This is a genomic window from Rothia sp. 88186D007BW (assembly GCF_053544215.1).
On the sequence record NZ_JBPPTR010000006.1, the window covers coordinates 1 to 20,485 of the forward strand.

A 20,485-nucleotide genomic window follows, 5' to 3' on the forward strand; every position below is an offset into this window, starting at 1 on the left:
GCAACGGGTTCTACTATACGCACCTTTTGCGGCTCACGCAAACCAAAACAGCCTTTTGTAAGCACCTTCACACAAGGAGAGATATTTAGATACCTTGACCGCTCCAGCAGGCCTAAAAAGTCTCAGTACACAAAAATACCCGACCGGCTAACCGGTCGGGCATCTTATATTGTGCGCCCCCTGGGACTTGAACCCAGAACCCATTGATTAAGAGTCAATTGCTCTGCCAATTGAGCTAGAGGCGCATATTTACTTGTCAGACTGAGAACCTGCCTCAGCAACGGGTTCTACTATACGCACCTTTTGCGGCTCACGCAAACCAAAACAGCCTTTTGTAAGCACCTTCACACAAGGGCCTTGTTAGTCTGCCAATGTAGACCCCATCTACCCCACAAGCAGATAAGAGCCCAGGCACTACTTGCGGTATTCGGCAATCATTTCGGGGGTAATGACGTCCATAACAGCAGTGTTAACACGCTCACTAGCAGGTGTAGCGACATTAGCTTCAGAAACTTCAGCCTCACCAGCAGGAGGTTCTGCTAGCGACTGAGAGATAACACCAATCTGGGCGGCCTGTTCGTCCGTAACATCATCTAGCACTTTACTGCCTGCGTGGTTCTCATTCAGGCTTTCAATGATGTTGATAAGGGCTTCGCGGAATTCAGGGTTAGAGAGTTCACCGGCAGACCCAAGTTTGCGGTCAATATTCTCCGCCTCAGCAAGGACTCGCCTACCCTCTTCAGTAATACCCAGAAGGTAGCTACGGCGATCAATGGTGTTTCGGGTACGGAAAACATACCCATAGGACTCCAGGCGAGCAAGAGTTTTACCCATGGTCTGAGCCTGCACGCCCACCAGGGAAGCGACCTTAACCTGAGAAATCATTCCTTCACGGGCAATGATACCCAGCGCCGTCACACCAGCATGAGTAAGCCCAAGTGACTTGAGCTGGTCATTCCAGCTGTATTCCAGCATGCGTGCTGCAGTTGAGAGGAGTCGATTAATCGACCAATTACGAATTTGTGGCATGGCAACATTATAAGCATACTCACCACTTATCTGCCTAGACATGACAGGTAGATGACATTACCAGCCCTGATAAGCTGACAAGAAGCACACACCCCAGTCGGCCACACCCTCTTATCGACCCCCTATGAAAGGACGCCCGTGGAAGGCCTTACACCCGGAACCCCTGCCCCCGAATTCACCCTGCCCGCCGCAGGTGGAGACACCATCTCTTTAGCTGACTACGCAGGGCAAAAAGTCATCGTCTACTTCTACCCCAAGGCTTCTACCCCCGGCTGCACCACCCAAGCCTGTGACTTTAGAGACAACCTAACCTCACTCACCTCACAGGGGTATGCCGTCCTAGGTATCTCACCCGATAGCGTCAAGGCTCTCAATACCTTCACCCAAAACCAGCAGCTCACCTTCCCCCTACTCTCTGACCAAGACCACGCAGTCGCAGAGGCCTACGGGGCCTGGGGCGAAAAGAAAAACTACGGCAAAACCTATGTGGGGCTAATTCGTTCAACCTTTGTCATCAATGAAAAAGGCATGATTGAGATAGCCCAGTACAACGTCCGCGCCAAGGGACATGTGGCCAAACTCCGCCGAGATTTAGGCATTGATTCCTAAAAAGAAACCCTCATTTAGCAAAACCGCCCAAGGTGTTGTACTATAGACACTGTTGTGCTGACAGCACCGCAATGCGCGAGTGGTGAAATTGGCAGACACGCAGGATTTAGGTTCCTGTGCCTTACGGCGTGAGGGTTCAAGTCCCTCCTCGCGCACACTGACGAAAGACCCGTTCAGCCCTGTTATCCCACGGCTGGACGGGTTTTTTGATAGCCAGATTCTAGCCCTTATACGCCTTGACCACTTCACCACAATGGTCAATGAGCCTTTAGAAGGAAGGGGATTCTCTCATGGCAACACCAGCCCTTACCCGCCGTGCCCTGCTTCACTACGGTTCCCTGCTCACCGCAGGCTTAGCCCTCACCGCCTGTAGCTCCTCCACCGAGACTGAACCAGCAGCGTCCGCCTCCCCCACCGAAGAGGCAGGCCCTACCTTCCGCTTTGCCCAAGGCGCCCAGGTGCTCACCCTCGACCCGGCAGCCACCTACCGCCTCGAAAGCCACCGCATCAGCGCACAAATACTAGAGCCCCTGGTACGAGCTGACATCAACACCGGCCAACCAGCCCCCTGCCTAGCCACAAGCTGGCACAGCAGTGAAGACGGCCTCACCTACACCTTTCACCTCGCTGAAAACACCACCTTCAGCGACGGCCTCAAACTAACAGCACAGGCCGTAAAAGCCAACATCGAGCGCTGGTCCCGCCTGGGCAAAGCCCCCCTCACCCGCATCACCCAGCCCTTCCACCAACTCTTTGGCAGCATCACCACAGCAAACGGAAGCCCCGAAGAGCCCCTCGTTACTAGCTGGACAGAAACCAGTGAAACCAGCCTCACCCTCACACTCAGCCGCCCCTCCCACAGCTTTCTCAAAGCCCTCACCCAACCAGCCTACGGTCTAGTCACCCCCAGCAGCATCGGGCCAGACGGCTACCTCACCAGCCAGCCGGTAGGCACCGGAGCCTTCACCCTCACCTCCTGGGACGGCACCACAGCCACACTGACCCGCAACAGCTCCTACCGTGGCGCACCCCCTAGCCTGGGCAGTATCGAATTCACCACCATCCCCGATGCCGAAAAACGCTACTACCATCTACTTGAAGGCACCATAGATGCCTACGACCAGGTAGCCCTCAAAGACTACGTACCCCTAGCCCTTGAAGGTTACCCAGTTCAATCACGAGACCCCTACGCCATCACTTACATCGGCATCAACCTCTCACACCCTGCCTTCACCGACATCGCAACCCGCCAGGCCCTGGCCCACGCCATCGACCGCGACGCCCTCATCGAGGCCTATTACCCCCAAGGCACCCACACCGCACCAGACTTTATTCCAGCCCTCTTCCAAATAAAAAAAGACGACACAGGGCAGGCCTACACCTACAACCCCACCCTGGCCAAAGAACTCCTCAAAGCCAGCACCTACACCAACCAGGCCATTGACTTCTACTACCCCATCAACCTCTCCCTGCCCTCTCTGCCCTCCCCAGAAGGCATCTACTCCCTCATCTCAGCCAACCTCATAGAAGCTGGCTTCAACATCGTGCCCAAACCCTACCGCTGGTCAGAACCCGGCAGTGAAGATGTGCCCACCATCCACCCCAACTACGGCCTTGAACTCACCGGTTATATCGGAGCCTTCCGCGACCCCACAGCATTCTTAGGGCACGTGCTGACCCCAGCAGCGTCCGCACCAGCACCCCAGAGCACCCCCAGCCCAAACGCTAGCCCTAGCGCCACTACTACTTCACCTACCCCCTCAGCGGCGGTACCAGAACCCACCACAGTTACCGCCACCTACACCACCATCCACCAAGCAATCAACCAAGCCGATACTCACACCGACATCGACCAGTGGCGCGAGGCCTACCAGAACATCAACCAACAGATAGCTAACCTGCTCTCTGCCCTTCCGCTGGCCTACCCGGTCTCCGGCCTTACCCAAGGGCAGCGGGTAGATAGCTATACGGTCAGCGCCACCTGCATCGACGATTTCTCCACCATCCGCATCGACAGCTAGCTCTCTCCCACGCACATGCACATGCACATGCACACAGCTCACTGCAAAAGTAGGTCAAAGAGCTGCACATGTTAGGTAGGTCGCTCTATCTGTACTACTCTAAAGAAAAGAAAAAGGGGGCCAAGCTGCCCCCACCCAGCTGGTGCCCGCTATCGGGCACCGCAGCCTTAGAGTGAGGGAGCGTCAAGCACATGGCACAGGAAGTCAAGACCGATGTCGTCCTAGTGGGCGGCGGTATCATGAGCGCAACCCTGGGCGTACTACTCAAAGAAGTAGAGCCCACCTGGAACATCACCCTGCTAGAGCGTCTAGGCCAGGTAGGCCAAGAAGCCTCCAACCCCTGGAACAATGCAGGCACCGGCCACTCAGCACTCTGCGAACTCAACTATGCACCGGCTGGCCCCGACGGCAACGTAGACCCCACAAAAGCCCTGAGCATCAACGAACAATTCCAAATCTCCCGTCAGCTCTGGGCCTCCCTCCTTGAAGAAGGCAAAATCAAGGACGCCAACTTCATCAACCCCGTCCCCCACATGTCCCTGGTCTTCGGTGAAGACCACGTCAACTACCTGGGCAAACGCTTCGAAGCGCTTGAAAGCCACAAGCTCTTTGAACGCATGAAATTCTCTACCGACCTTGACCAGATTCGCCAATGGGCGCCACTAGCTGTTGAAGGTCGTGACCCCGCTCAGAAGATTGCCGCCACCTGGTCACCCGAAGGAACTGACGTAGACTTCGGCAACCTCACCGAACAGATGGTCAACTACCTGGCAGAACAGGGCGTAACAGTCCAGTACGGCCAGCAAGTCACCAACCTCAAGCAGCAAAGTGACGGAAGCTGGCTCATTGATGTGACAGACCGCCTTGCCTCCAAACAAGGCCAGAAGATTCGCGCCAAGTTCGTCTTCCTAGGTGCCGGCGGTGGTGCCCTGCCCCTCCTTCAAAAGTCAGGTATCAAAGAAGGTAAAGGCTTCGGTGGCTTCCCCGTCTCAGGCCTTTTCTTCCGCAACACCAACGAAGAAACCGCGCTCAAACACAATGCCAAAGTCTACGGCCAAGCCTCCGTCGGTGCCCCACCCATGTCTGTGCCCCACCTCGACACCCGCTACGTCAACGGGCAACGCTCCTTACTCTTTGGCCCCTACGCCGGGTTTAGAACCAACTTCCTCAAGAATGGTTCCCTCCTTGATCTGCCGCTCTCACTGCGCCCAGATAACCTCATCCCCATGGTCCGGGCCGGCCTCGATAACCTTGACCTGACCAAGTACCTGGTCGGTGAGGTAGTACAGAAAATCGATAAGCGCGTAGATGCCCTCCGCCAGTACTACCCCACCGCAGTAGCAGATGAATGGGAGCTCATCACCGCCGGGCAGCGCGTACAGGTTATTAAAAAGGACGCCAAGAAAGGCGGCGTGCTCCAATTCGGCACCGAACTCATCGCCTCAGGTGACGGCTCCATTGCGGCCCTCTTAGGTGCCTCCCCCGGTGCATCAACTGCCGCCCCCATTATGCTCACCCTCCTGGCCCGCTGCTTCCCCTCCAAGATGAATCAGTGGGAGACCCGCATCAAGGAGCTCGTGCCCGGCTACGGCGTCAAACTCAATGACAACCACCAGCTAGCCGACGAACTCTTTGCCCACACCGCCCAGGTGCTAGGCCTGAACAACTAGCCCACCGGCGTCCGCCTGCTCAGCAGGCAATCATCTTCCACGTTGCCCTGGCACCTTGGTGTTGGGGCAGCTTCTTTTCACATCAAAGACAGCGCCTAGCCAGCTCAAAAATCTCATCATGCTACTGATAAGATGTTTACTGATTAATCACCGCATGCCCAAAGGACGACCCCATGGCTCTCGAAGAACAAACTATCAGCCGGTCCGCTACAGAGGACGCACACGAGAAAGCACCTAAGCCAGGCAAGCTCTCAGATATGCGCGGCTCCAACTGGAAGTACATTTTCAAACGCGCCCTGAGCGAATTCACCAATGACGGTTGCATCGACCTGGCAGCATCCCTCACCTACTTCACGGTGCTCTCCATCTTCCCCGGCCTACTAGCAGTGGTGTCACTACTAGGTGTCTTTGGGCAGGGCCAACAGACCACCAACGCGATACTGAACTTCTTACAGGACTACGCGCCGGCTGAGATGCTCTCTCTGCTCGAAGACCCCATCACCCAGCTCACCAGCTCAAATACTGCAGGGCTGGCCCTGGTAACCGGTGTGGTCGGTGCCCTGTGGACTGCCTCCGGCTACGTCGGTGCCTTTGGCCGCTCCATGAACAAGATTTACGGTGTAGTAGAAGGGCGCCCCATCTGGAAGCTACGCCCCTTCAACATGTTGGTCACCGCAACAATGGTGCTGATTGTCGTCTCCATGATGCTGGTTCTGCTCTCCTCAGAGGACGTACTGACCACCGTCCAAGATGCAATCCCCGGCGTGGAGCTAGGTAGCTTCATCACTATCTGGATGTGGCTGCGCTACCCCATCATGGTAATTCTGGCTGTTATTCTCATCAGCTTGCTCTATTACGCAACACCCAACATCAAGCAGCCTAAGTTCCGTTTCCTCACCCCCGGCGCCGCTATCGCCCTGGTAGTTATGGCTATTTCGGCTCTAGGTTTCAGCTTCTACGTATCAAACTTTGGCTCCTACAACGCTACCTATGGCCTAATCGGTGGTGTTATCGTGATGCTGCTCTTCATCTGGATTATGAACAACGTACTGCTGCTCGGCGCCCAGATCGACGCTGAAATCCAGCGTGGGCGCGAGCTACAGGCCGGTATCAAAGCTGAAGAGGAACTACAGCTACCCCCTCGCGATGACACCATGGCTATCAAACAGCAGGAGAAGAAAGAAAACCTGATTGAAGAGGGCCGCAAGATTCGCCTGTCCCACAGTGGGGTTGATTTTAAGCAGATAGCTAAAGATCAGGAAAAGGACTCCAACTCATCTAAGAGCCTGTAAGCCTCTCAGACATTTACGCCCCGGCCCCTCCACTGTGAGGGGCCGGGGTCTTATGCATAGAGGTATGAGCAAGCCCTACCTTTCAATCGAGACTTATGATGCCCCGCCTGCCAATCCACACGCCTCACCCCGGCTCCTTGAAAACCAGCAGGTAGTGGCGGTGCAAGCCTCATAAGGGTTAGGGCAAGAGCGCCAGACGCTCTTCGTAGGTGCGACGCCATAAGAAACCGTAGAGGTGACCTAAACAGAAATAAACCGCAGCAGCCACCAAAGGAATAATCAGAGCAGCCTGGTAACTATAGGAACCACTCACATCACCTGCCCAGACGAAACCCACCGCAACTCCGCCCAAGAAACAAGCCTGCAAAGTAGAAAGCGCAAGATCTAGGTTCTTCCGCACCGACAGGCTGGTAGCCACCGAGTCCATCGTCACCAAACAAATACCATAGGCAAGGCCCACCCCCACCAGAGGCAAGATCATACCCAGAGCCGACGTCGGCAAAGACAGGGTCATAGCAGTCAAGGTCAGCCCAGACCCACTCACCAACCAAGCCCCCCACCTAAACATGGGCAGACGCTCAAAGAGCACAAACAAAGCAGAAATGACCGCACACAGACCTAAGAGAGCAATCAAAAAACCAGTCAAACCAACCTGATCAGTTGAAATAGCGTAGGCCACAATAGCGGCCTGGGTCGAGCCCAAAGACAGGCCTAAACAAATAGTGCCCAACTGCGGTATCCACAGCAAGGAGCGGCTCACCCCCCGCAAGGGCTTACGCCGGTTCCCCTCACTCACGTCTCGAGTCTCTACCGGCAGGTTCTCAGGCCGCCACAAAAGCATGATCAGGCCCAACATATCAAGCACCATCACAGCAAAGAGGGCCGACTGGGCGGTTAAGAAGACCGTAGTCATACCCGCAATAACCGCCCCCGCAGGAAGAGCAATCACATCAAACATGGTTTCTAGCGAAATAGAGGCATTAAGCTGACGGCGGTCTTGCGTAGTAAGGTACCGGGCGCTCCAGTAGCTTCGCATCATGGCCCCCAGCGGCACGGTCGTCACCCCCGTAACTGCACAGGCTGTAAGAAACCTACTGATAGAGCCACTACTAGTTTCAGCAAACCGCAAAGACTCAATCATCAGCCAAATCAAAGCCAAAATGTTGAGTACCGTCAGAGCAAAAAAGATTCTCCGCTGCCCTAAACGCTCAGAAATTGACCGGTAGATCGGCACCATCAGGGCTGCGCTTAACCCCACTGTACCGGCAGCATACCCCCCAAGGGTGGCCTCATTATTCTGGACGGCCAGCATCATCATCACAGCTAGCATGACCATGGCAGCAGGCAGACGCATCAGCAGCGAGAAGAAAAGAAACCGCCACCCGTGCGCCAACAACAAATCGCTGATACGGGTACGAGCATACTGGGCAGATACCCCCAGCCGTTCAACGCTCTGGCGTAGGTTACTGCCCAGCTGAGGGCTAGTGGTCAGCTGGTGGTCACGCTGGTAGCCCAGACCTGTTCGAGGCGATGAGCTACGTTTCTTGGGGTTACGGTGAGGGCTCACGCTACTCCTGCCTCTGTGACCAGGGAAGAACCCTGGGGCGAGCTTGTAAGGACGATGTGCTTGCTAATACGGTTCTTCATCTCAGCCACATGAGAGATCAGGCCGATGACGCGCCCACGCTCACGCAGGGAGTCGATGGTGGTCATCACCTCTTCTAGGGCCTGGTCATCAAGGGAACCGAACCCCTCGTCCACGAAAAGGGTATCGATGTCGATGCCACCATTAGCCTGTTGCACTACATCAGCTAAGCCCAGGGCCAGGGCCAGGGAAGCCATGAACGTTTCACCGCCTGAAAGAGTTTCAGGGGATCGGCGGGCGTTGTGCCAGGCATCAAAAATATCTAGAGCCAGGCCTGATTTCTTACCCCGCCCCTCGGCCCGGTCGGTGTGTTCGAGGCGGTAACGGCCGTGGGTCATTTTTTCTAGGTGCTCGCTGGCGGCGTCCGCTACCTCGGTGAGCTGGTAGGCCAGCACATAGGTGGTTAGGGTCATGCGTAGGCGGTTGTCGCTGCCGGGCGCTGCTGTTGCTGTGGCCGCAAGTTCGCCTTTGAGATGGGCATCTTCTAGCAGTAGGCGGCTCTGAGCAAGGGCAGCTTCAAGCAGGTTCAGCACCTCCCCCAGCTCGGTGCTAGCACCGGTTAGGCGGGTGGTGTGGCGTATGAGCTCTTCGTTGTGGGCGCGAAGCTGGGTGATGTGCGCTTTAAGCTGGGCTACTTCTTCAGGAGCTGGTGGCTGCTTACCGGCTGCTTGCAGCTGGGCGATATGAGCTAAGGTGGGGCTCTCTAACTGGGCTGTGACTGCCAGGGTGCGGTCGCGGTGGGCGGTAACCTGCTCTTCTAGCTGGCTGACCTGAGCCTTAGATAGGAGCTGTGCTTTAACCTGCTGGGCATCTGTCAGCTGGGCTTCTTCCAGGGCACGGTCCAGCTCTTCTTGGGCCTGTACCTGGGCCTGCCGGTGACGTTCCTGCTCAGCTTGGGCGGCACCGAGGGCGGGAATCTGCCGGGCTAGTTGATTGAGGGTGGCAATACGGTCAGCCAGGCTAGGGCCTTGCTGGTGGGGTTCTAACTCAGCTTTCAGGTTCTCTCGTTGGCTGCTGAGCTGCTGTATTTTAGCTTCTTCGCTGGTGTGTTGGCGTTCAGCCTCAGCCAGTTCGTTACGGCTAGCGTCGAGGGCTTGCTCGGCTGTGGTGATGCGCCGGGCCAGGGCCTTGCGGTGGGCTACCTGCGCCTGAGCTTGGCTAAGGCTTTCTTGGGCAGCGGCAAGAGCGGTGTGGGCTTCCTCTGGTTCGGGGGTGCCCTGTTTTACTAGCTGGTCCAGGGTGCTCTGGGCTGCGCTGAGAGCTGCAAGAGCCTCTTGGGCTGCGGCTTCTGCCTGGTCGCGTTGGTCTTTGGCCTGGGCGAGGGCTTCTTGGGTGACAGGTGGGGTGTTCTGGTCATAGCTGGCGGGGGCAGGGTGTGTGGTGGAACCACAGACGCTACAGGGCTGACCGTCAGTGAGATTTTCGGCCAGAATCTGGGCAGCCGCATCAAAGCGTTGGCGCTGAAGATTTTCAGCCTGGGCGGACGCTGCCCGCCGGTTTTCTTCGGCTGCCTGGGATTTCTGGCGGGCGGTGGCCAGGCTGGCGCGGGCGGTAATGAGCTGTTGGGCTGAGGTCACCTTGTCGCGGGCCTGGGTGAGGCGGGTGCGGGCTGCTTCTTCCTGAGCTGGGGCTTCTTCGGTCTGGGCGTAGTCTTTGCGTAGCTGGGTGAGGTTCTTCTGGGCTGTCTCCAGGTCTTGGGTGAGGTGGGTACGGCGGTCGGTGAGGTTGGCTAAGACGGTGGCGCTGGCTTGTTCTTGGCGGGCTAGGGCAGCCATGTCTTTTTCTACCTGCTGGTAGCGGGTCAGGCCTTCGATGTGGGCGCTCATCTCTTCACCCAGCTGTTGGCTGTCAGTCTCCTTCAGGGCCTGCTTGAGCAGGCTGTGGGCGCGGGTGAGAAGGCTATGTTCGAGGGCGGTTTCGGTCAGCTTTTCTTGGGCGGAAATAAGCAGTACCTGGGTGCTGTTGAGCTGGGTTTCTGCCCGGCCTTGGGCCTGGTGATAGGCGGTGCTAGCCTGTTCGGCTGCTTGTACTCGGGGCAGAATATCGGCAGCTACGCGATGCTCTTGCAGGCGGGTACGGCTAGCAGCGATCTGGGGTTCTTTGTGGGCAAGGTTTTCTTGTTCCTTGGTGAGGTTGAGGTAGGTGGCCCAGTCTTTGTGGAGCTGGGTAGCGGCGCGGTGTTCAGTTGCGAGCGCTTCAAGGTTTTGGGCGCTTTTTTCTCGTTCTTCTTCTAGGTTTTCGGTGAGGGTGTGCAGTTCGCGAAGAAGGTGCTCTAGGTGGTGGGGGAGGTCGGTGAGGTCTCTGGTGTTTTCGGGGGTGCCCTTGTCGGTAGTGTCTTGGGGGGTGGGGGTGTTGGGGGTTTCTTCTGTGGGCGCTTGGCCTAGGGCTTGGCGGGCCTGGTCTATGCAGGCGGCGTGTTCGGCTCGTTCTGCGCGTTGCTGGAGCACCTGTAGTTCTTGTTGGGCGGCGTCGGCTGCGGCGGTGGCGTCCTTGGCTTTCTCGTGGAGTAGGGCTTGGACTTTTTCGAACTCTTCGGTGCCAAAGAGCTGTTTGAGGAGTTGTTCTCGTTCCCCTGAGCTGGCGGTGAGGAATCGCTGGAACTTTCCTTGCGGGAGCAGCATGACCTGGTTGAATTGTTGGGCGTTCAGGCCTAGTACCGAGAGCATGAAGTCCCCGGCGTCTTTGTGGCGGGTGATGGCTGGGTCTGGTTCCCAGGTGCCGGTGGCGGTGTCAAACTTCTCAATCAGGGTTTTAGCCGGTTCGGTTAGGGTGCCGTGGCCGCGTTTTTTGGGGCGGTCGTAGGCTGGGCTGCGGTCGATGCGGTAGCGGTTGGTGCCGATGGTGCAGTCTAGGACGACTCTGGGTTGGGTCTGTGGCTGAGCGAACCGGGATTTGAGGTCGGTGCGCCCTGATGAGGTGGTGCCGTAGAGGGCGTAGCAGATGGCGTCGAGGATGGTGGATTTGCCGGAGCCGGTGGGGCCGTTGAGCAAGAAGATGCCTTCGCGGTTTAGGTCATCGAAGTTCAGGGTGATGGTGCCGGGGAAGGGGCCGTAGGCGGTGAGTTCTAGTCGGTGGATTCGCATTTATTCGCTTGCTCCCCTGGTGCGGGCTTGGTCTAGGACGCTGGTGAGATAGGTGGTTTCGGTTTCGGTCAGGGCTCGGTTGCGCACGTGTTCGTAGAAGGAGGCGCAGATAGCTTGGGTGCTGTGGCTTTGGCGGGTGCGTCGGTAGCTGTGCTCCTGGCGGTTCTGGGTGCCGTCGGGGGTGAAGAAGAGTTCTTGCACGTGCTCGTAGTGGGCTTTGAGGCGGTCCAGGGCTGAGGCGGGTCGTTCGGGGTCGGTGAGGGTGATGCTGACGAAGGCCTGGCTGTAGGCTGCGATGGTTTCTGGTGCGAGGATTTCTTCTAGCCTGCCTTTGAGGGTTTTGAGGGTGAGGTGGGTAGCCCAGGTGTGTTCGCTCACTTCAAGGGCACCGTCGGGGGCTATATCAAGGATCCAGGCACCCTTTCGGTGGTTTTGCTCGCTGAAGGAGTAGGCCAGCAGGGAACCGGAGTAGCGGACGGTTTCGGTTACTTTTTGCCGCCCGTGCAAGTGCCCTAGGGCAGTGTAACTGGCAGCGGCAAAGGTGCTCGCCGGCACCTGCTGTACCCCGCCAACTGAGATGTCACGTTCTGATTCTGAGGGTTCTGAGCCGGTGGCAAAGCAGTGGGCTAGCACTATTTTTGCGCTCACCTGGCGGGTGGCGGCGTCCTCTTGGATGCGGCGCATGGCCTCAGTGAGCACGGCGGTGTGGCTGGCTTCGGTGCCCCAGCGGGCGGCGATGGGGCGCGGTTCTAAATAGGGTATGCCGTAAAAAGCTACCTCTGCACCTCCAGCAGAGAGGAGGACGGGCTGCCCCACCTGGGTCTGTGAGGTGATTAGGTGTACGCCGGCGGCGCTGAGCAGAGAGGAGCCGAACCCTAGGCGAATGGCGGAGTCGTGGTTGCCGCTGGTTACTATGACGTGTGCCCCGGCCTGCACTAGGCGGGTGAGGGTGCGGTCAAAGAGTTGCACGGTCTCGGTGCGGGGCTGAGCCTGGTCGTAGACGTCGCCGCTGATGAGTACTACATCGATGTTTTTTTCTGTGACCAGAGCAAGCATTTCATCGAGAAGTTGCTCAGCATAGGAGTAGAGGGAGGTTCCGTGGAAGGTACGGCCCAGGTGCCAGTCTGAGGTGTGCAAGATACGCATATCCACCAGTTTAGTAGCCGCGCTGATGCCCCGCTTTAGAATAGGGAACATGATTTCTGTTTTTCCTGCCCCTGATGCTCTCTCCCCCGCCTACCGGTTAGGTGTGCGCGGTTCCTTGCTCGGCACTGCGCTGGGGGATGCCCTGGGGTTCCCCCTTGAGCTGAGCACGGTAGAAGAGATCACGGAGCGTTGGGGGCAGCTAAGTGGAGCTGACCTGGTGGCTGCTATCGCCCAGGGCCCTCTCTTGGTGTCAGATGATACTCAGCTGACCTTGGCAACTCTTGATGGCCTGATAGAGGTGCTGGAGTGGAATAATGAGGGGCAGGCAGCTGATGAGCTGGCCTGCATCTGGTTGGCCTACCTGCGCTGGTACACCGGCACCGGCCACCTTGCCCCAGAGGCCGCCCCCTACTCCCTTGCCCGTCCGCTCGATAGTCTAGACGTGATGCGCCAGCAGCGGGGCCCGGGCAAGGCTACCTTAGCTGCCCTGGCGGAGGGGCAGATGCAGTTTATCTCAAAGAATGTTAACCCCCAGGCGTTGGGTACCGGGGCGCTCATGCGCTCTGCCCCTTTTGGCTACCTGCCGGTAGCTGATGATGCCACCGTTATCAAGCTCTCAGCCCATGCGGCAGCGCTGACTCATGGGCACCCTGAGGCGATTATTTCAGCTAGTGCCTATGCTCTGCTGATTCGCTACCTCTTGGGGAATCAGAGCGCACCAGGTGGGCAGGTTTCCCGCTCCGGTATTCTTTTGGCCTGCACCCAGCAGGTGCTGGCCTGGCTAGATACAGTCCCCCAAAGCCAGGTTCTTCCCGGTGATGCTGCCCTTACCGGCGCAGCTGTGGGCACCGCCGTCCGCTTGGCCCAGCAGGCGGCAGAGGGTGAGGACGCCCGCCCCCACTTTGGCACCTTGCTCTTAGCTCCCGATGTGCTCGGCTATGCCCTCTTCTTAGCCCTGCGGGCAGAGGCAGATGTGACAGCAGGGGCACTTAGCCAACACCAGGCAGTGAAAGAAGCTCTAGGGGCCGCGATAGCTGTTACCGGCGACTCAGATTCCTTGGGGGCCTTGGTTGGCTCCCTACTGGGGGCGCTCTGGGGTGAGAAGGCTTTCCCGGCAGAGTTAGCCAGGGCAACCGATGCTACAGAAGCACTTGAGCTCGTAGAGGCAGCCTGGTTTAAGCAGCTTGGTGCCGCTAGCTAGAGCACTCGTAGCTGTGACACTCTACTGAGCACCAGCCTACCCCCCTTATGCTGCAAGCACCTCGGCGCGGTGATCAAGGTACCACTCATCGGCCCGCTCTACCGCTAAGCGTTGGATAGCCCCGCCCATGCCGTTATGCATAATATAGGCCAGTGACTGGAGAGGTAGCAGGCGGGCTACTATTCTGGCCCGTTCTAGCTGGGCATCGTTGAGGACTTTAGCCAGAGAATCCCAGCCGTAGAAGTTACCTAAGGCCGCATGGTCGATAGCGGCATCACCCACTGAGGCATGGTCCCAGTCGATAACGCCCACCAGCTTATCGCCCTTCCACAGAATGTTATGCCCTGCAAGATCGCCGTGCACCAGCACCGGCGGGGCAGGTTCAAGGGCCAGAACCCGGTCAATAGCCGTATGGGCAATCTTCTGGGCGCCACTGAGCAACTGGGGAACGACCTGCTCCCGTAACAGTACCTCCCAGTTATCTCGCCCACCCCAGTGCTCATGGACCATATCCATATAGGGCCCATAGCCCCTGAAATCTACCGAATGAATCGCCTTAATGAGGGTAGCAAGCTGCTTGGGCGGGGCTGATCCCTGCAAACGAGGCTCACCCTTAATCCAGGTCAGCCCCACAGCTGTAAAGCCGTTGCGGGTAATCACTCGGGTAATGGGCCGGGGCACAGCAAAAGGGAGGTCCTGCGGTAGCCGCCGCAAAATCTCCGTACGCCGGGCCACCTGGTGACCGGTCTTTGGAGTTTTAGCGATACGCACACTCAACTCTGCCCCCATGTTAACAATGACGTGGGCAGAGCCGGTCGTCCGCACATCCCAGCGGTCGTGGGGAATATTCACACCAGCCTGGTCCATCACCGCTGTGACCACAGGCAGAGCATTCATCTGTTCGATGACGGTAAGGTGCGCCACCATAAGGTACCTCGTCCCGGGTTATTACTGAGCCAGAGCAGCCTGCAGGTGGGGAAGAAGCCGGGCGAGGGCCTGGCTGCGGTGGCTAATAGCGTTCTTGACCTCTGCTGGCACCTGGGCGCAGGAAAGACCCGCGTACTGGCCGGTAAAACCGTCAGCTACCAGAATCGGGTCATACCCAAAGCCACCCTCCCCACGGGGCTCCCGCAAGAGAGTTCCAGCCAGCTCCCCCTCTTCAACAACCTCTAGCCCCTCAGGGGTCACCATCGAAGCGGCGCAGACAAAGCGGGCACCACGGTGCTCATCAGCAATATCTGCCAGCTGGGCCAAGAGCAGGTTAAGGTTCGCTTCATCATCCCCATGCTGGCCAGCCCAGCGGGCACTAAAAATACCCGGAGCCCCACCGAGCACATCCACAGACAGCCCCGAATCATCGGCAATAGCAATGAGACCGGTAGCCTGGGCAACCGCGCGGGCCTTAATCAGAGAATTCTGGGCAAAAGTGACCCCATCTTCAAGAACATCAGGGGCACCAGCGGCACCTGCGTCGATGACCTCAGTATCAACGTCCAAACCCTCAATAGCGCCGCGAAGCATCTCACGGAACTCGCGCAGTTTACCCTGGTTGTGGGTAGCAAGAACAATCTTTGCAGGCATTAGTCCTCCAGGGCCTCACGCTGAATCTGGGCCAGCTGCGCGGTACCGTGCAGGGCCAAATCGAGCAGGCAGTTGAGCTCATCGCGGTCAAAGGGTGCACCCTCAGCGGTGCCCTGAACCTCAACGAAAGCCCCCTCACCGGTGACTACCACGTTCATGTCGGTCTCGGCGCGAACGTCCTCTTCATAGGGCAAATCCAGCATGGGCACACCATCAATAATGCCGACAGAAATTGCGGCAACAGAACCAGTCAGGGGCTTAGCTTTAGCCGGGATAATCCCCTGGGCCTGGGCCCAGCCAATAGCATCAGCAAGAGCAATGTAAGCACCAGTGATAGCGGCGGTGCGGGTGCCGCCGTCCGCCTGTAAAACGTCGCAGTCAAGCACAATGGTGTTCTCCCCCAGCTCAGCGGTATCAATGACCGCGCGCAGGGAGCGGCCAATCAGCCGGGAAATCTCGTGGGTACGACCACCAATCTTACCCTTGACTGATTCACGGGAGTTACGAGTGTTGGTGGCACGCGGTAGCATGGCGTATTCTGCGGTGACCCAGCCGGTGCCCTGGCCCTTGAGCCAGCGGGGCACCCCCTCAGTCAGGGAGGCGGTGCAGAGCACCCGTGTGTTACCGAATTCAATCAGGGCTGAACCTTCAGCGTTCTTTGACCAGCCGCGGGTGACGGTGATGGGGCGGAGTTGATCGGGGGTGCGGCCATCGCCGCGTACAGTGGGTGCTGCCATGTTTTCTGTCATGCTTTCAGCCTATCGCCTGTAGCCCAGGGCGCACAAAACCGGCACCTTTTTCTGCACCCGTGTTGTGTGTGCTCTTAAAAGATAAGGGGGTGTTCGTTCTGGGGCTCTATGTGTACTGAGCCCTATACTCTGCCCCAGATTGTACTCCTGTTAGCCTTGCTGGCGGCTAATAACCTTCAAGGTAGTAGTCTGCGGGTTACTCTCATACTCTTGAGAGCTACGACGGGGGTTAACCCGGTAGGTTGCAGAAGCCTCAGCAACTGAAATCGGCCCATCAAAGGCCGTTTGGGCCTCAGCCAAGGCAATAGCGGGGTCATTCCAGATAGGCAGATGAGTCAGTAGCAGGTTGCGGACGCCAGCCTCAGCAGCCGCTTCACCGGCACGTTTACCGGTCAGATGGATACCGCGCAGGGCATCATCGCGCCCTTCCTGGTAGGCAGCCTCGCAGAGGAACAAATCAGCCTGATGGGCTGCTTCAACCAGACCCGGGCAAGAATCAGTATCCCCTGAATAGGTCAGCACCGTCTTACCCTCACTGGTCTGGCACTCAATCCGCAGGGCATAAGGTTCTTTGGTGGGGTGAACCACCGTGTGGGGGGTGACAGTAAAGGGGCCGATGGTGACCGGGGCGTGATTGCTCCAGACATTGAACTGAAACTCAGTGTGCATACCGGGCTCAATAGGCAGACCCTGAGTATTGACCAAATACTGGTGAGTATCGCTAGGCCCGTAAAGAGGGATAGGCCCCTTAGACCAGCCGTTAGGGTCCCACTTAACCGCCACGTGCAGGCCCGAAAGGTCGATACAGTGATCAGGGTGCAGGTGAGAGATAAGAATAGCGTCAATATCTTCAAGGTTGATATGGGTCTGTAAGGTACCTAGCGCACCATTACCCATATCAAGGATTATGCGCCAGGTCTTGCCCAGGTCATCAATGGCCGAGACCATGTAGCAGCTGGCCGCCGCGTTAGGCCCGGGGAAGGAGCCGGTGCAGCCTATGACGGTCAATCGCATAAAGGGGGTCTACCTCCTTCTATAAATCTGTATTAGGGGGTGGGGGTGGTGACGGTAATGCGCGGGGCAACCAGCTCAGGGGGAACAATGGCTAAGGAACCGGTGGGGAATCGCTCTGCAACAGAGTTGGTGTGCCGTACCTGGGCCACCTCCGGGCCTAGAAAACGCCGGGCCAGGTGCTCAAAGGTTTCCGTTTCACCCGTTGCCAGGAACTCATGGGAGGGAGCTAGCAGGGCTGGGCGTTCTAGCCCGCCCCTCAGCAGGGCCTTGTAGACGTCCTTAGCTGATTCCTCAGAGGAAGATACTAAGGTGACGTTATCGCCCATAATGTAGGAGATGACGCCGGTGAGCAGGGGGTAGTGGGTGCAGCCCAGCACCAGGGTATCGACCCCGGCCTTTTTGAGAGGGGCCAGGTATTCTTCGGCGGTTTCTAGCAGTTCGGGGCCACTGGTAATACCCTTTTCCACGAATTCTACGAACCGGGGGCAGGGCACCGAGTAAATCTCAAGATCACTCATGACCGAGAAGGTATCTTCATAGGCCCGGGAGGTCACGGTGGCCTCAGTGGCTATCACACCAATTTTGCGGTTGCGGGTTGCTGCCACCGCCCTGCGGGCAGCGGGCTGAATAACCTCTACTACCTGGATGCCGTACTTGCGGGTGTAGCGTTCGCGGGCGTCCCGAAGAACCGCAGCCGAGGCAGTATTGCAGGCAATGACCAACAGTTTCACCCCAGAATCCACCAGCTCATCCATAATGTGTAGGGCGTGAGCCCGCACCTGGGCAATGGTCAAGGGGCCGTAAGGGCCGTGGGCGGTATCACCCACATAGATCACTGACTCGTGCGGTAGCTGATCCATGATGGCGCGGGCAACGGTGAGGCCGCCCACCCCCGAATCGAAGACACCGATGGGGGCGCTTGCGGTAGGTTCGGCAAGCACCTGACTGCCCCAAGGGGTGACGAGTTTCGGGTTGATTTCGCTCATTACAGACTGACCCTATCTAAAGGTTGTAGAAAACTATAGGATGGCCGTCGCACCAACCGGCTTTTGAGTGGACTATCACGCCGCCGCTGCCGCCCCGGGCGTCATAATCAGTCACGAAAGAAAGGTGCAGGGCCAGGGCTCACGCCCCAGAATCCTCCAACCCTAAGATGAGGCTCTCCATGAGGCTTTCTTGCAACCAGGTCACAAAGTTATAGAGCAAGGCCATATAGTCCTCAGTGCTCTCAACACTACCCCAGTCAGTGTGCTGACCAATACGCTCAGCATCTTCTGCGCTGGTAATACCCAAACGGGTACTCAAGGTCAGGCGCACATCGTTAAGGGCAGCAGCCCAACTATTGGCCCTTTCAGTATCTAAGCGCACCACCCCAGCCTGTAGATCCATAGAGGCCTGGGTCAGGTGCTCAATCTTGGCTCGGCGCAAGGAGAGGTCGGTGAAGCGGCGGTATTCATCGGCAACTTCAGGGTCATCGCTAGCTACCGGCAGCATACGGGCCACCGCCGGGTCACTCGGCACCTGTGCCGTCGGTGCAATACCCACCAGGGCCGCCAGAGGGTCAGAGTTAGGGTCTTCTTCTGGCTCTAAGGCAAGGGCGACGTCCTCAAAGAGGCGGGTCAGTACCTGCACTTCTTCAGGGGTAAAGCGGGCGGTAATTCCCCGGGAGGTAGGGGTAAAGGGTTCTGCCATAGGATTTATGCACCTGCCTGCTCGATAGTTGCCCACAAGCCCCAGGTGTGCAGGGCAGTGGTGTGCCGTTCGGCCTCTTCTTTGGAGCCGCTAAAGACGGTGGCTTTACCTTCAGTGTGAACCTGCATCATCAGCTGGTGGGCCTTTTCGGTGCTGTAACCAAACTGGGTGCGCAGCACATAGGTCACAAAGCTCATCAGGTTAACGGGGTCATCCCAGACGATGACGACCCAGGGCAGATTGGGCTGAATCTGGTCGCTAAAAGCTATATCAAGCTCAGCGTCCATCAGCGTGTTGGTGGATAAGGTAGCCGAAGGCATCGGGCGCACTCCTTAGGTCAGCTGTACCTTATCTATCATAGGACTCTTCGTGACTTTGCGCTCTAACCCCTTCACTGCCAGGGGCTAGGCTTAGGTGCAGTCAAAAGGCTAAAGTTATACCCGTGACTCAAAATACTTCCCTCCTCACCGACCACTATGAGCTAACCATGGTGCAAGCTGCCCTCGCATCAGGAGCAGCCCACCGCCGCACCGTCTTCGAAGTCTTCACCCGCAGACTTTCAGGCGGACGCCGCTACGGGGTATTAGCTGGCACCGGCAGGTTACTTGAGGGGCTAGAAAACTTCCGTTTCGACGCTGAAGAACTAGAGTTTTTAGCCTCCCGCCAGGTGGTCAACCAAGAAACCCTGGACTACCTGGCCAACTTCCGTTTTTCGGGCTCTATCCGCGGCTACGCTGAGGGCGAGATTTTCTTCCCCCACTCCCCCGTCCTACAGGTTGAAGCCACTTTCGCAGAAGCATGCCTCTTAGAAACCTTCATTCTTTCCATCCTCAATTTTGATTCTGCCGTTGCCACCGCAGCCTCCCGCATGACGGTTGCCGCCGGTAAACGTCCTTGCCTAGAAATGGGCTCTCGCCGGGCCCACGAACAGGCAGCCGTCTCAGCGGCCCGCGCTGCGGTCATTGCCGGTTTCACCGCCACCTCTAACCTTGAAGCTGGCCGCCGCTACGGCCTGCACACCCTAGGCACCAGCGCCCACGCCTTCACCTTACTCCATGATTCAGAGCGCCAAGCCTTCCAAGCCCAACTGGCCTCCCTAGGCCTAGACACCACCTTGCTGGTCGATACCTACGATGTGGAACAAGCCGTGAACCTGGCAGTTGAGCTAGCAGGAAAAGATCTGGGAGCCGTCCGCCTAGATTCTGGCGACCTGGTAGCCCAAGCCCAAAAGGTGCGCGAACAGCTCGATGCCTTGGGCAATACCGCCACTAAAATAACCGTCACCAGTGACCTAGATGAATACGCCATTGCTTCTTTGGCAGCCGCGCCTGTCAACGCCTACGGTGTAGGTACCAAGCTGGTTACCGGTTCCGGGGTACCCACCTCTTCTATGGTCTATAAGGTGGTCTTGCGAGAAAACTCGCAGGGCGTCATGGAACCTGTTGCTAAGGCCTCCTCCGGCAAGGCATCAGTAGGCGGTAAGAAAACTGCGGTGCGCCGTCTCAATGCTTCCGGTATTGCAACAGCCGAAGTGGTAGGGCTCGATATTGAAGCACCTGCCGACTCTAATGACCGGCCCCTCATGATTGATTTAGTGGTAGACGGGCAGGCCCAGCCCGGCTTGACCGGGGCGCAGGGCGTACACCGCGCCACTGAACGTCATGCCCTCTCCCTCGCCGAGCTACCGGCGTCAGCGGCCCGTCTCTCCCCTGGCGACCCGGTCATCCCCACAGAATTTGTCTCCTCACAGTAA

17 protein-coding genes and 2 tRNA genes are annotated in these 20,485 nt (G+C 57.8%); 7 read left to right on the forward strand and 12 right to left on the reverse strand.

Going from position 1 to position 20,485, the window contains the following annotated elements; genetic code table 11:
* Nucleotides 1-172: 172 nt before the first annotated feature.
* Together ACEE09_RS04405 and ACEE09_RS04410 are read right to left on the reverse strand one after the other, a co-directional pair.
* Nucleotides 173-245, reverse strand: a tRNA-Lys gene (locus ACEE09_RS04405).
* A gap of 169 nt (nucleotides 246-414) precedes the next feature.
* The gene (locus ACEE09_RS04410) at nucleotides 415-1,029 is read right to left on the reverse strand and encodes a MarR family winged helix-turn-helix transcriptional regulator (RefSeq protein WP_449082432.1); all 615 of its coding nucleotides are present in this window, start codon (nucleotides 1,027-1,029) and stop codon (nucleotides 415-417) included.
* 138 nt (nucleotides 1,030-1,167) lie between these two features.
* Here ACEE09_RS04410 and bcp point away from each other — a divergent pair, with 138 nt between their 5' ends.
* The 5 genes from bcp (at nucleotide 1,168) to ACEE09_RS04435 (ending at nucleotide 6,621) form a co-directional block, all read left to right on the forward strand.
* Nucleotides 1,168-1,638: a thioredoxin-dependent thiol peroxidase gene (bcp, locus tag ACEE09_RS04415; protein WP_449082434.1), complete on the forward strand. Its 471-nt coding sequence runs from the start codon at nucleotides 1,168-1,170 to the stop codon at nucleotides 1,636-1,638.
* Between the two features lie 73 nt (nucleotides 1,639-1,711).
* Nucleotides 1,712-1,793: transfer RNA gene (locus ACEE09_RS04420), tRNA-Leu, on the forward strand.
* A 135-nt stretch (nucleotides 1,794-1,928) separates the two neighbouring features.
* Nucleotides 1,929-3,659, forward strand: a complete 1,731-nt coding sequence (locus ACEE09_RS04425; protein WP_449082436.1) for an ABC transporter substrate-binding protein — start codon at nucleotides 1,929-1,931, stop codon at nucleotides 3,657-3,659.
* Nucleotides 3,660-3,850: 191 nt separating this feature from the next.
* Complete coding sequence (locus ACEE09_RS04430; RefSeq protein WP_449082438.1) at nucleotides 3,851-5,329, forward strand: malate:quinone oxidoreductase; 1,479 nt, start codon at nucleotides 3,851-3,853, stop codon at nucleotides 5,327-5,329.
* Between the two features lie 173 nt (nucleotides 5,330-5,502).
* Nucleotides 5,503-6,621: a YihY/virulence factor BrkB family protein gene (locus tag ACEE09_RS04435; RefSeq protein WP_449082440.1), complete on the forward strand. Its 1,119-nt coding sequence runs from the start codon at nucleotides 5,503-5,505 to the stop codon at nucleotides 6,619-6,621.
* A 178-nt stretch (nucleotides 6,622-6,799) separates the two neighbouring features.
* On the opposite strand, the gene ACEE09_RS04440 is transcribed toward ACEE09_RS04435, so the two are convergent.
* The 3 genes from ACEE09_RS04440 to ACEE09_RS04450 are packed head-to-tail and all read right to left on the reverse strand — an operon-like array spanning nucleotide 6,800 to nucleotide 12,546.
* Entirely contained in the window at nucleotides 6,800-8,188 is a 1,389-nt protein-coding gene (locus ACEE09_RS04440; RefSeq protein ID WP_449082442.1) for an MFS transporter, read from the reverse strand.
* Nucleotides 8,185-11,349 carry an AAA family ATPase gene (locus tag ACEE09_RS04445; protein WP_449082444.1) on the reverse strand — a complete coding sequence of 1,055 codons (3,165 nt, stop codon included), beginning with the start codon at nucleotides 11,347-11,349 and terminating at the stop codon, nucleotides 8,185-8,187. Before ACEE09_RS04445 ends, ACEE09_RS04440 begins: the two co-directional genes overlap by 4 nt.
* Nucleotides 11,350-12,546 (reverse strand): exonuclease SbcCD subunit D, encoded by a 1,197-nt coding sequence (locus tag ACEE09_RS04450; RefSeq protein WP_449082446.1) that lies wholly within the window; start codon nucleotides 12,544-12,546, stop codon nucleotides 11,350-11,352.
* Between ACEE09_RS04450 and ACEE09_RS04455 the strand changes: the two genes are divergently transcribed.
* On the forward strand, nucleotides 12,545-13,696 hold the full coding sequence (locus tag ACEE09_RS04455) for an ADP-ribosylglycohydrolase family protein (RefSeq protein ID WP_449082448.1): 1,152 nt from the start codon (nucleotides 12,545-12,547) through the stop codon (nucleotides 13,694-13,696). The two genes, ACEE09_RS04450 and ACEE09_RS04455, sit on opposite strands and share 2 nt — an antisense overlap.
* A gap of 45 nt (nucleotides 13,697-13,741) precedes the next feature.
* Here the strand turns inward: ACEE09_RS04455 and ACEE09_RS04460 are convergent, their stop codons facing one another.
* The 7 genes from ACEE09_RS04460 to clpS form a co-directional block, all read right to left on the reverse strand.
* Complete coding sequence (locus tag ACEE09_RS04460) at nucleotides 13,742-14,623, reverse strand: phosphotransferase (RefSeq protein ID WP_449082450.1); 882 nt, start codon at nucleotides 14,621-14,623, stop codon at nucleotides 13,742-13,744.
* A gap of 21 nt (nucleotides 14,624-14,644) precedes the next feature.
* Entirely contained in the window at nucleotides 14,645-15,277 is a 633-nt protein-coding gene (rdgB, locus tag ACEE09_RS04465; protein WP_449082452.1) for an RdgB/HAM1 family non-canonical purine NTP pyrophosphatase, read from the reverse strand.
* Complete coding sequence (gene rph / locus ACEE09_RS04470; protein WP_449082454.1) at nucleotides 15,277-16,026, reverse strand: ribonuclease PH; 750 nt, start codon at nucleotides 16,024-16,026, stop codon at nucleotides 15,277-15,279. The genes rdgB and rph overlap by 1 nt, the downstream gene beginning before the upstream one ends.
* Before the next feature lie 150 nt (nucleotides 16,027-16,176).
* On the reverse strand, nucleotides 16,177-17,040 hold the full coding sequence (locus ACEE09_RS04475) for an MBL fold metallo-hydrolase (RefSeq protein WP_449082455.1): 864 nt from the start codon (nucleotides 17,038-17,040) through the stop codon (nucleotides 16,177-16,179).
* Between the two features lie 32 nt (nucleotides 17,041-17,072).
* Nucleotides 17,073-18,026, reverse strand: a complete 954-nt coding sequence (gene murI / locus ACEE09_RS04480) for a glutamate racemase (RefSeq protein ID WP_449082457.1) — start codon at nucleotides 18,024-18,026, stop codon at nucleotides 17,073-17,075.
* 139 nt (nucleotides 18,027-18,165) lie between these two features.
* Nucleotides 18,166-18,732, reverse strand: a complete 567-nt coding sequence (locus tag ACEE09_RS04485; protein WP_449082459.1) for a DUF2017 domain-containing protein — start codon at nucleotides 18,730-18,732, stop codon at nucleotides 18,166-18,168.
* Nucleotides 18,733-18,737: 5 nt separating this feature from the next.
* Nucleotides 18,738-19,052 carry an ATP-dependent Clp protease adapter ClpS gene (gene clpS, locus ACEE09_RS04490; protein WP_449082461.1) on the reverse strand — a complete coding sequence of 105 codons (315 nt, stop codon included), beginning with the start codon at nucleotides 19,050-19,052 and terminating at the stop codon, nucleotides 18,738-18,740.
* Nucleotides 19,053-19,174: 122 nt separating this feature from the next.
* On the opposite strand from clpS, the gene ACEE09_RS04495 reads away from it, so the two are divergent.
* Nucleotides 19,175-20,485 carry a nicotinate phosphoribosyltransferase gene (locus ACEE09_RS04495; RefSeq protein WP_449082462.1) on the forward strand — a complete coding sequence of 437 codons (1,311 nt, stop codon included), beginning with the start codon at nucleotides 19,175-19,177 and terminating at the stop codon, nucleotides 20,483-20,485.

Bases quoted from the DNA above. Each gene is read 5' to 3' on its own strand.
- ACEE09_RS04410 (WP_449082432.1), bottom strand. From the start codon at position 1,029: ATGCCACAAATTCGTAATTGGTCGATTAATCGACTCCTCTCAACTGCA.
- rph (WP_449082454.1), bottom strand. From the start codon at position 16,026: ATGACAGAAAACATGGCAGCACCCACTGTACGCGGCGATGGCCGCACC.
- ACEE09_RS04455 (WP_449082448.1), top strand. From the start codon at position 12,545: ATGATTTCTGTTTTTCCTGCCCCTGATGCTCTCTCCCCCGCCTACCGG.
- ACEE09_RS04450 (WP_449082446.1), bottom strand. From the start codon at position 12,546: ATGTTCCCTATTCTAAAGCGGGGCATCAGCGCGGCTACTAAACTGGTG.
- ACEE09_RS04445 (WP_449082444.1), bottom strand. From the start codon at position 11,349: ATGCGAATCCACCGACTAGAACTCACCGCCTACGGCCCCTTCCCCGGC.
- clpS (WP_449082461.1), bottom strand. From the start codon at position 19,052: ATGCCTTCGGCTACCTTATCCACCAACACGCTGATGGACGCTGAGCTT.
- ACEE09_RS04430 (WP_449082438.1), top strand. From the start codon at position 3,851: ATGGCACAGGAAGTCAAGACCGATGTCGTCCTAGTGGGCGGCGGTATC.
- murI (WP_449082457.1), bottom strand. From the start codon at position 18,026: ATGAGCGAAATCAACCCGAAACTCGTCACCCCTTGGGGCAGTCAGGTG.
- ACEE09_RS04460 (WP_449082450.1), bottom strand. From the start codon at position 14,623: ATGGTGGCGCACCTTACCGTCATCGAACAGATGAATGCTCTGCCTGTG.
- rdgB (WP_449082452.1), bottom strand. From the start codon at position 15,277: ATGCCTGCAAAGATTGTTCTTGCTACCCACAACCAGGGTAAACTGCGC.
- ACEE09_RS04425 (WP_449082436.1), top strand. From the start codon at position 1,929: ATGGCAACACCAGCCCTTACCCGCCGTGCCCTGCTTCACTACGGTTCC.
- ACEE09_RS04485 (WP_449082459.1), bottom strand. From the start codon at position 18,732: ATGGCAGAACCCTTTACCCCTACCTCCCGGGGAATTACCGCCCGCTTT.
- ACEE09_RS04435 (WP_449082440.1), top strand. From the start codon at position 5,503: ATGGCTCTCGAAGAACAAACTATCAGCCGGTCCGCTACAGAGGACGCA.
- ACEE09_RS04475 (WP_449082455.1), bottom strand. From the start codon at position 17,040: ATGCGATTGACCGTCATAGGCTGCACCGGCTCCTTCCCCGGGCCTAAC.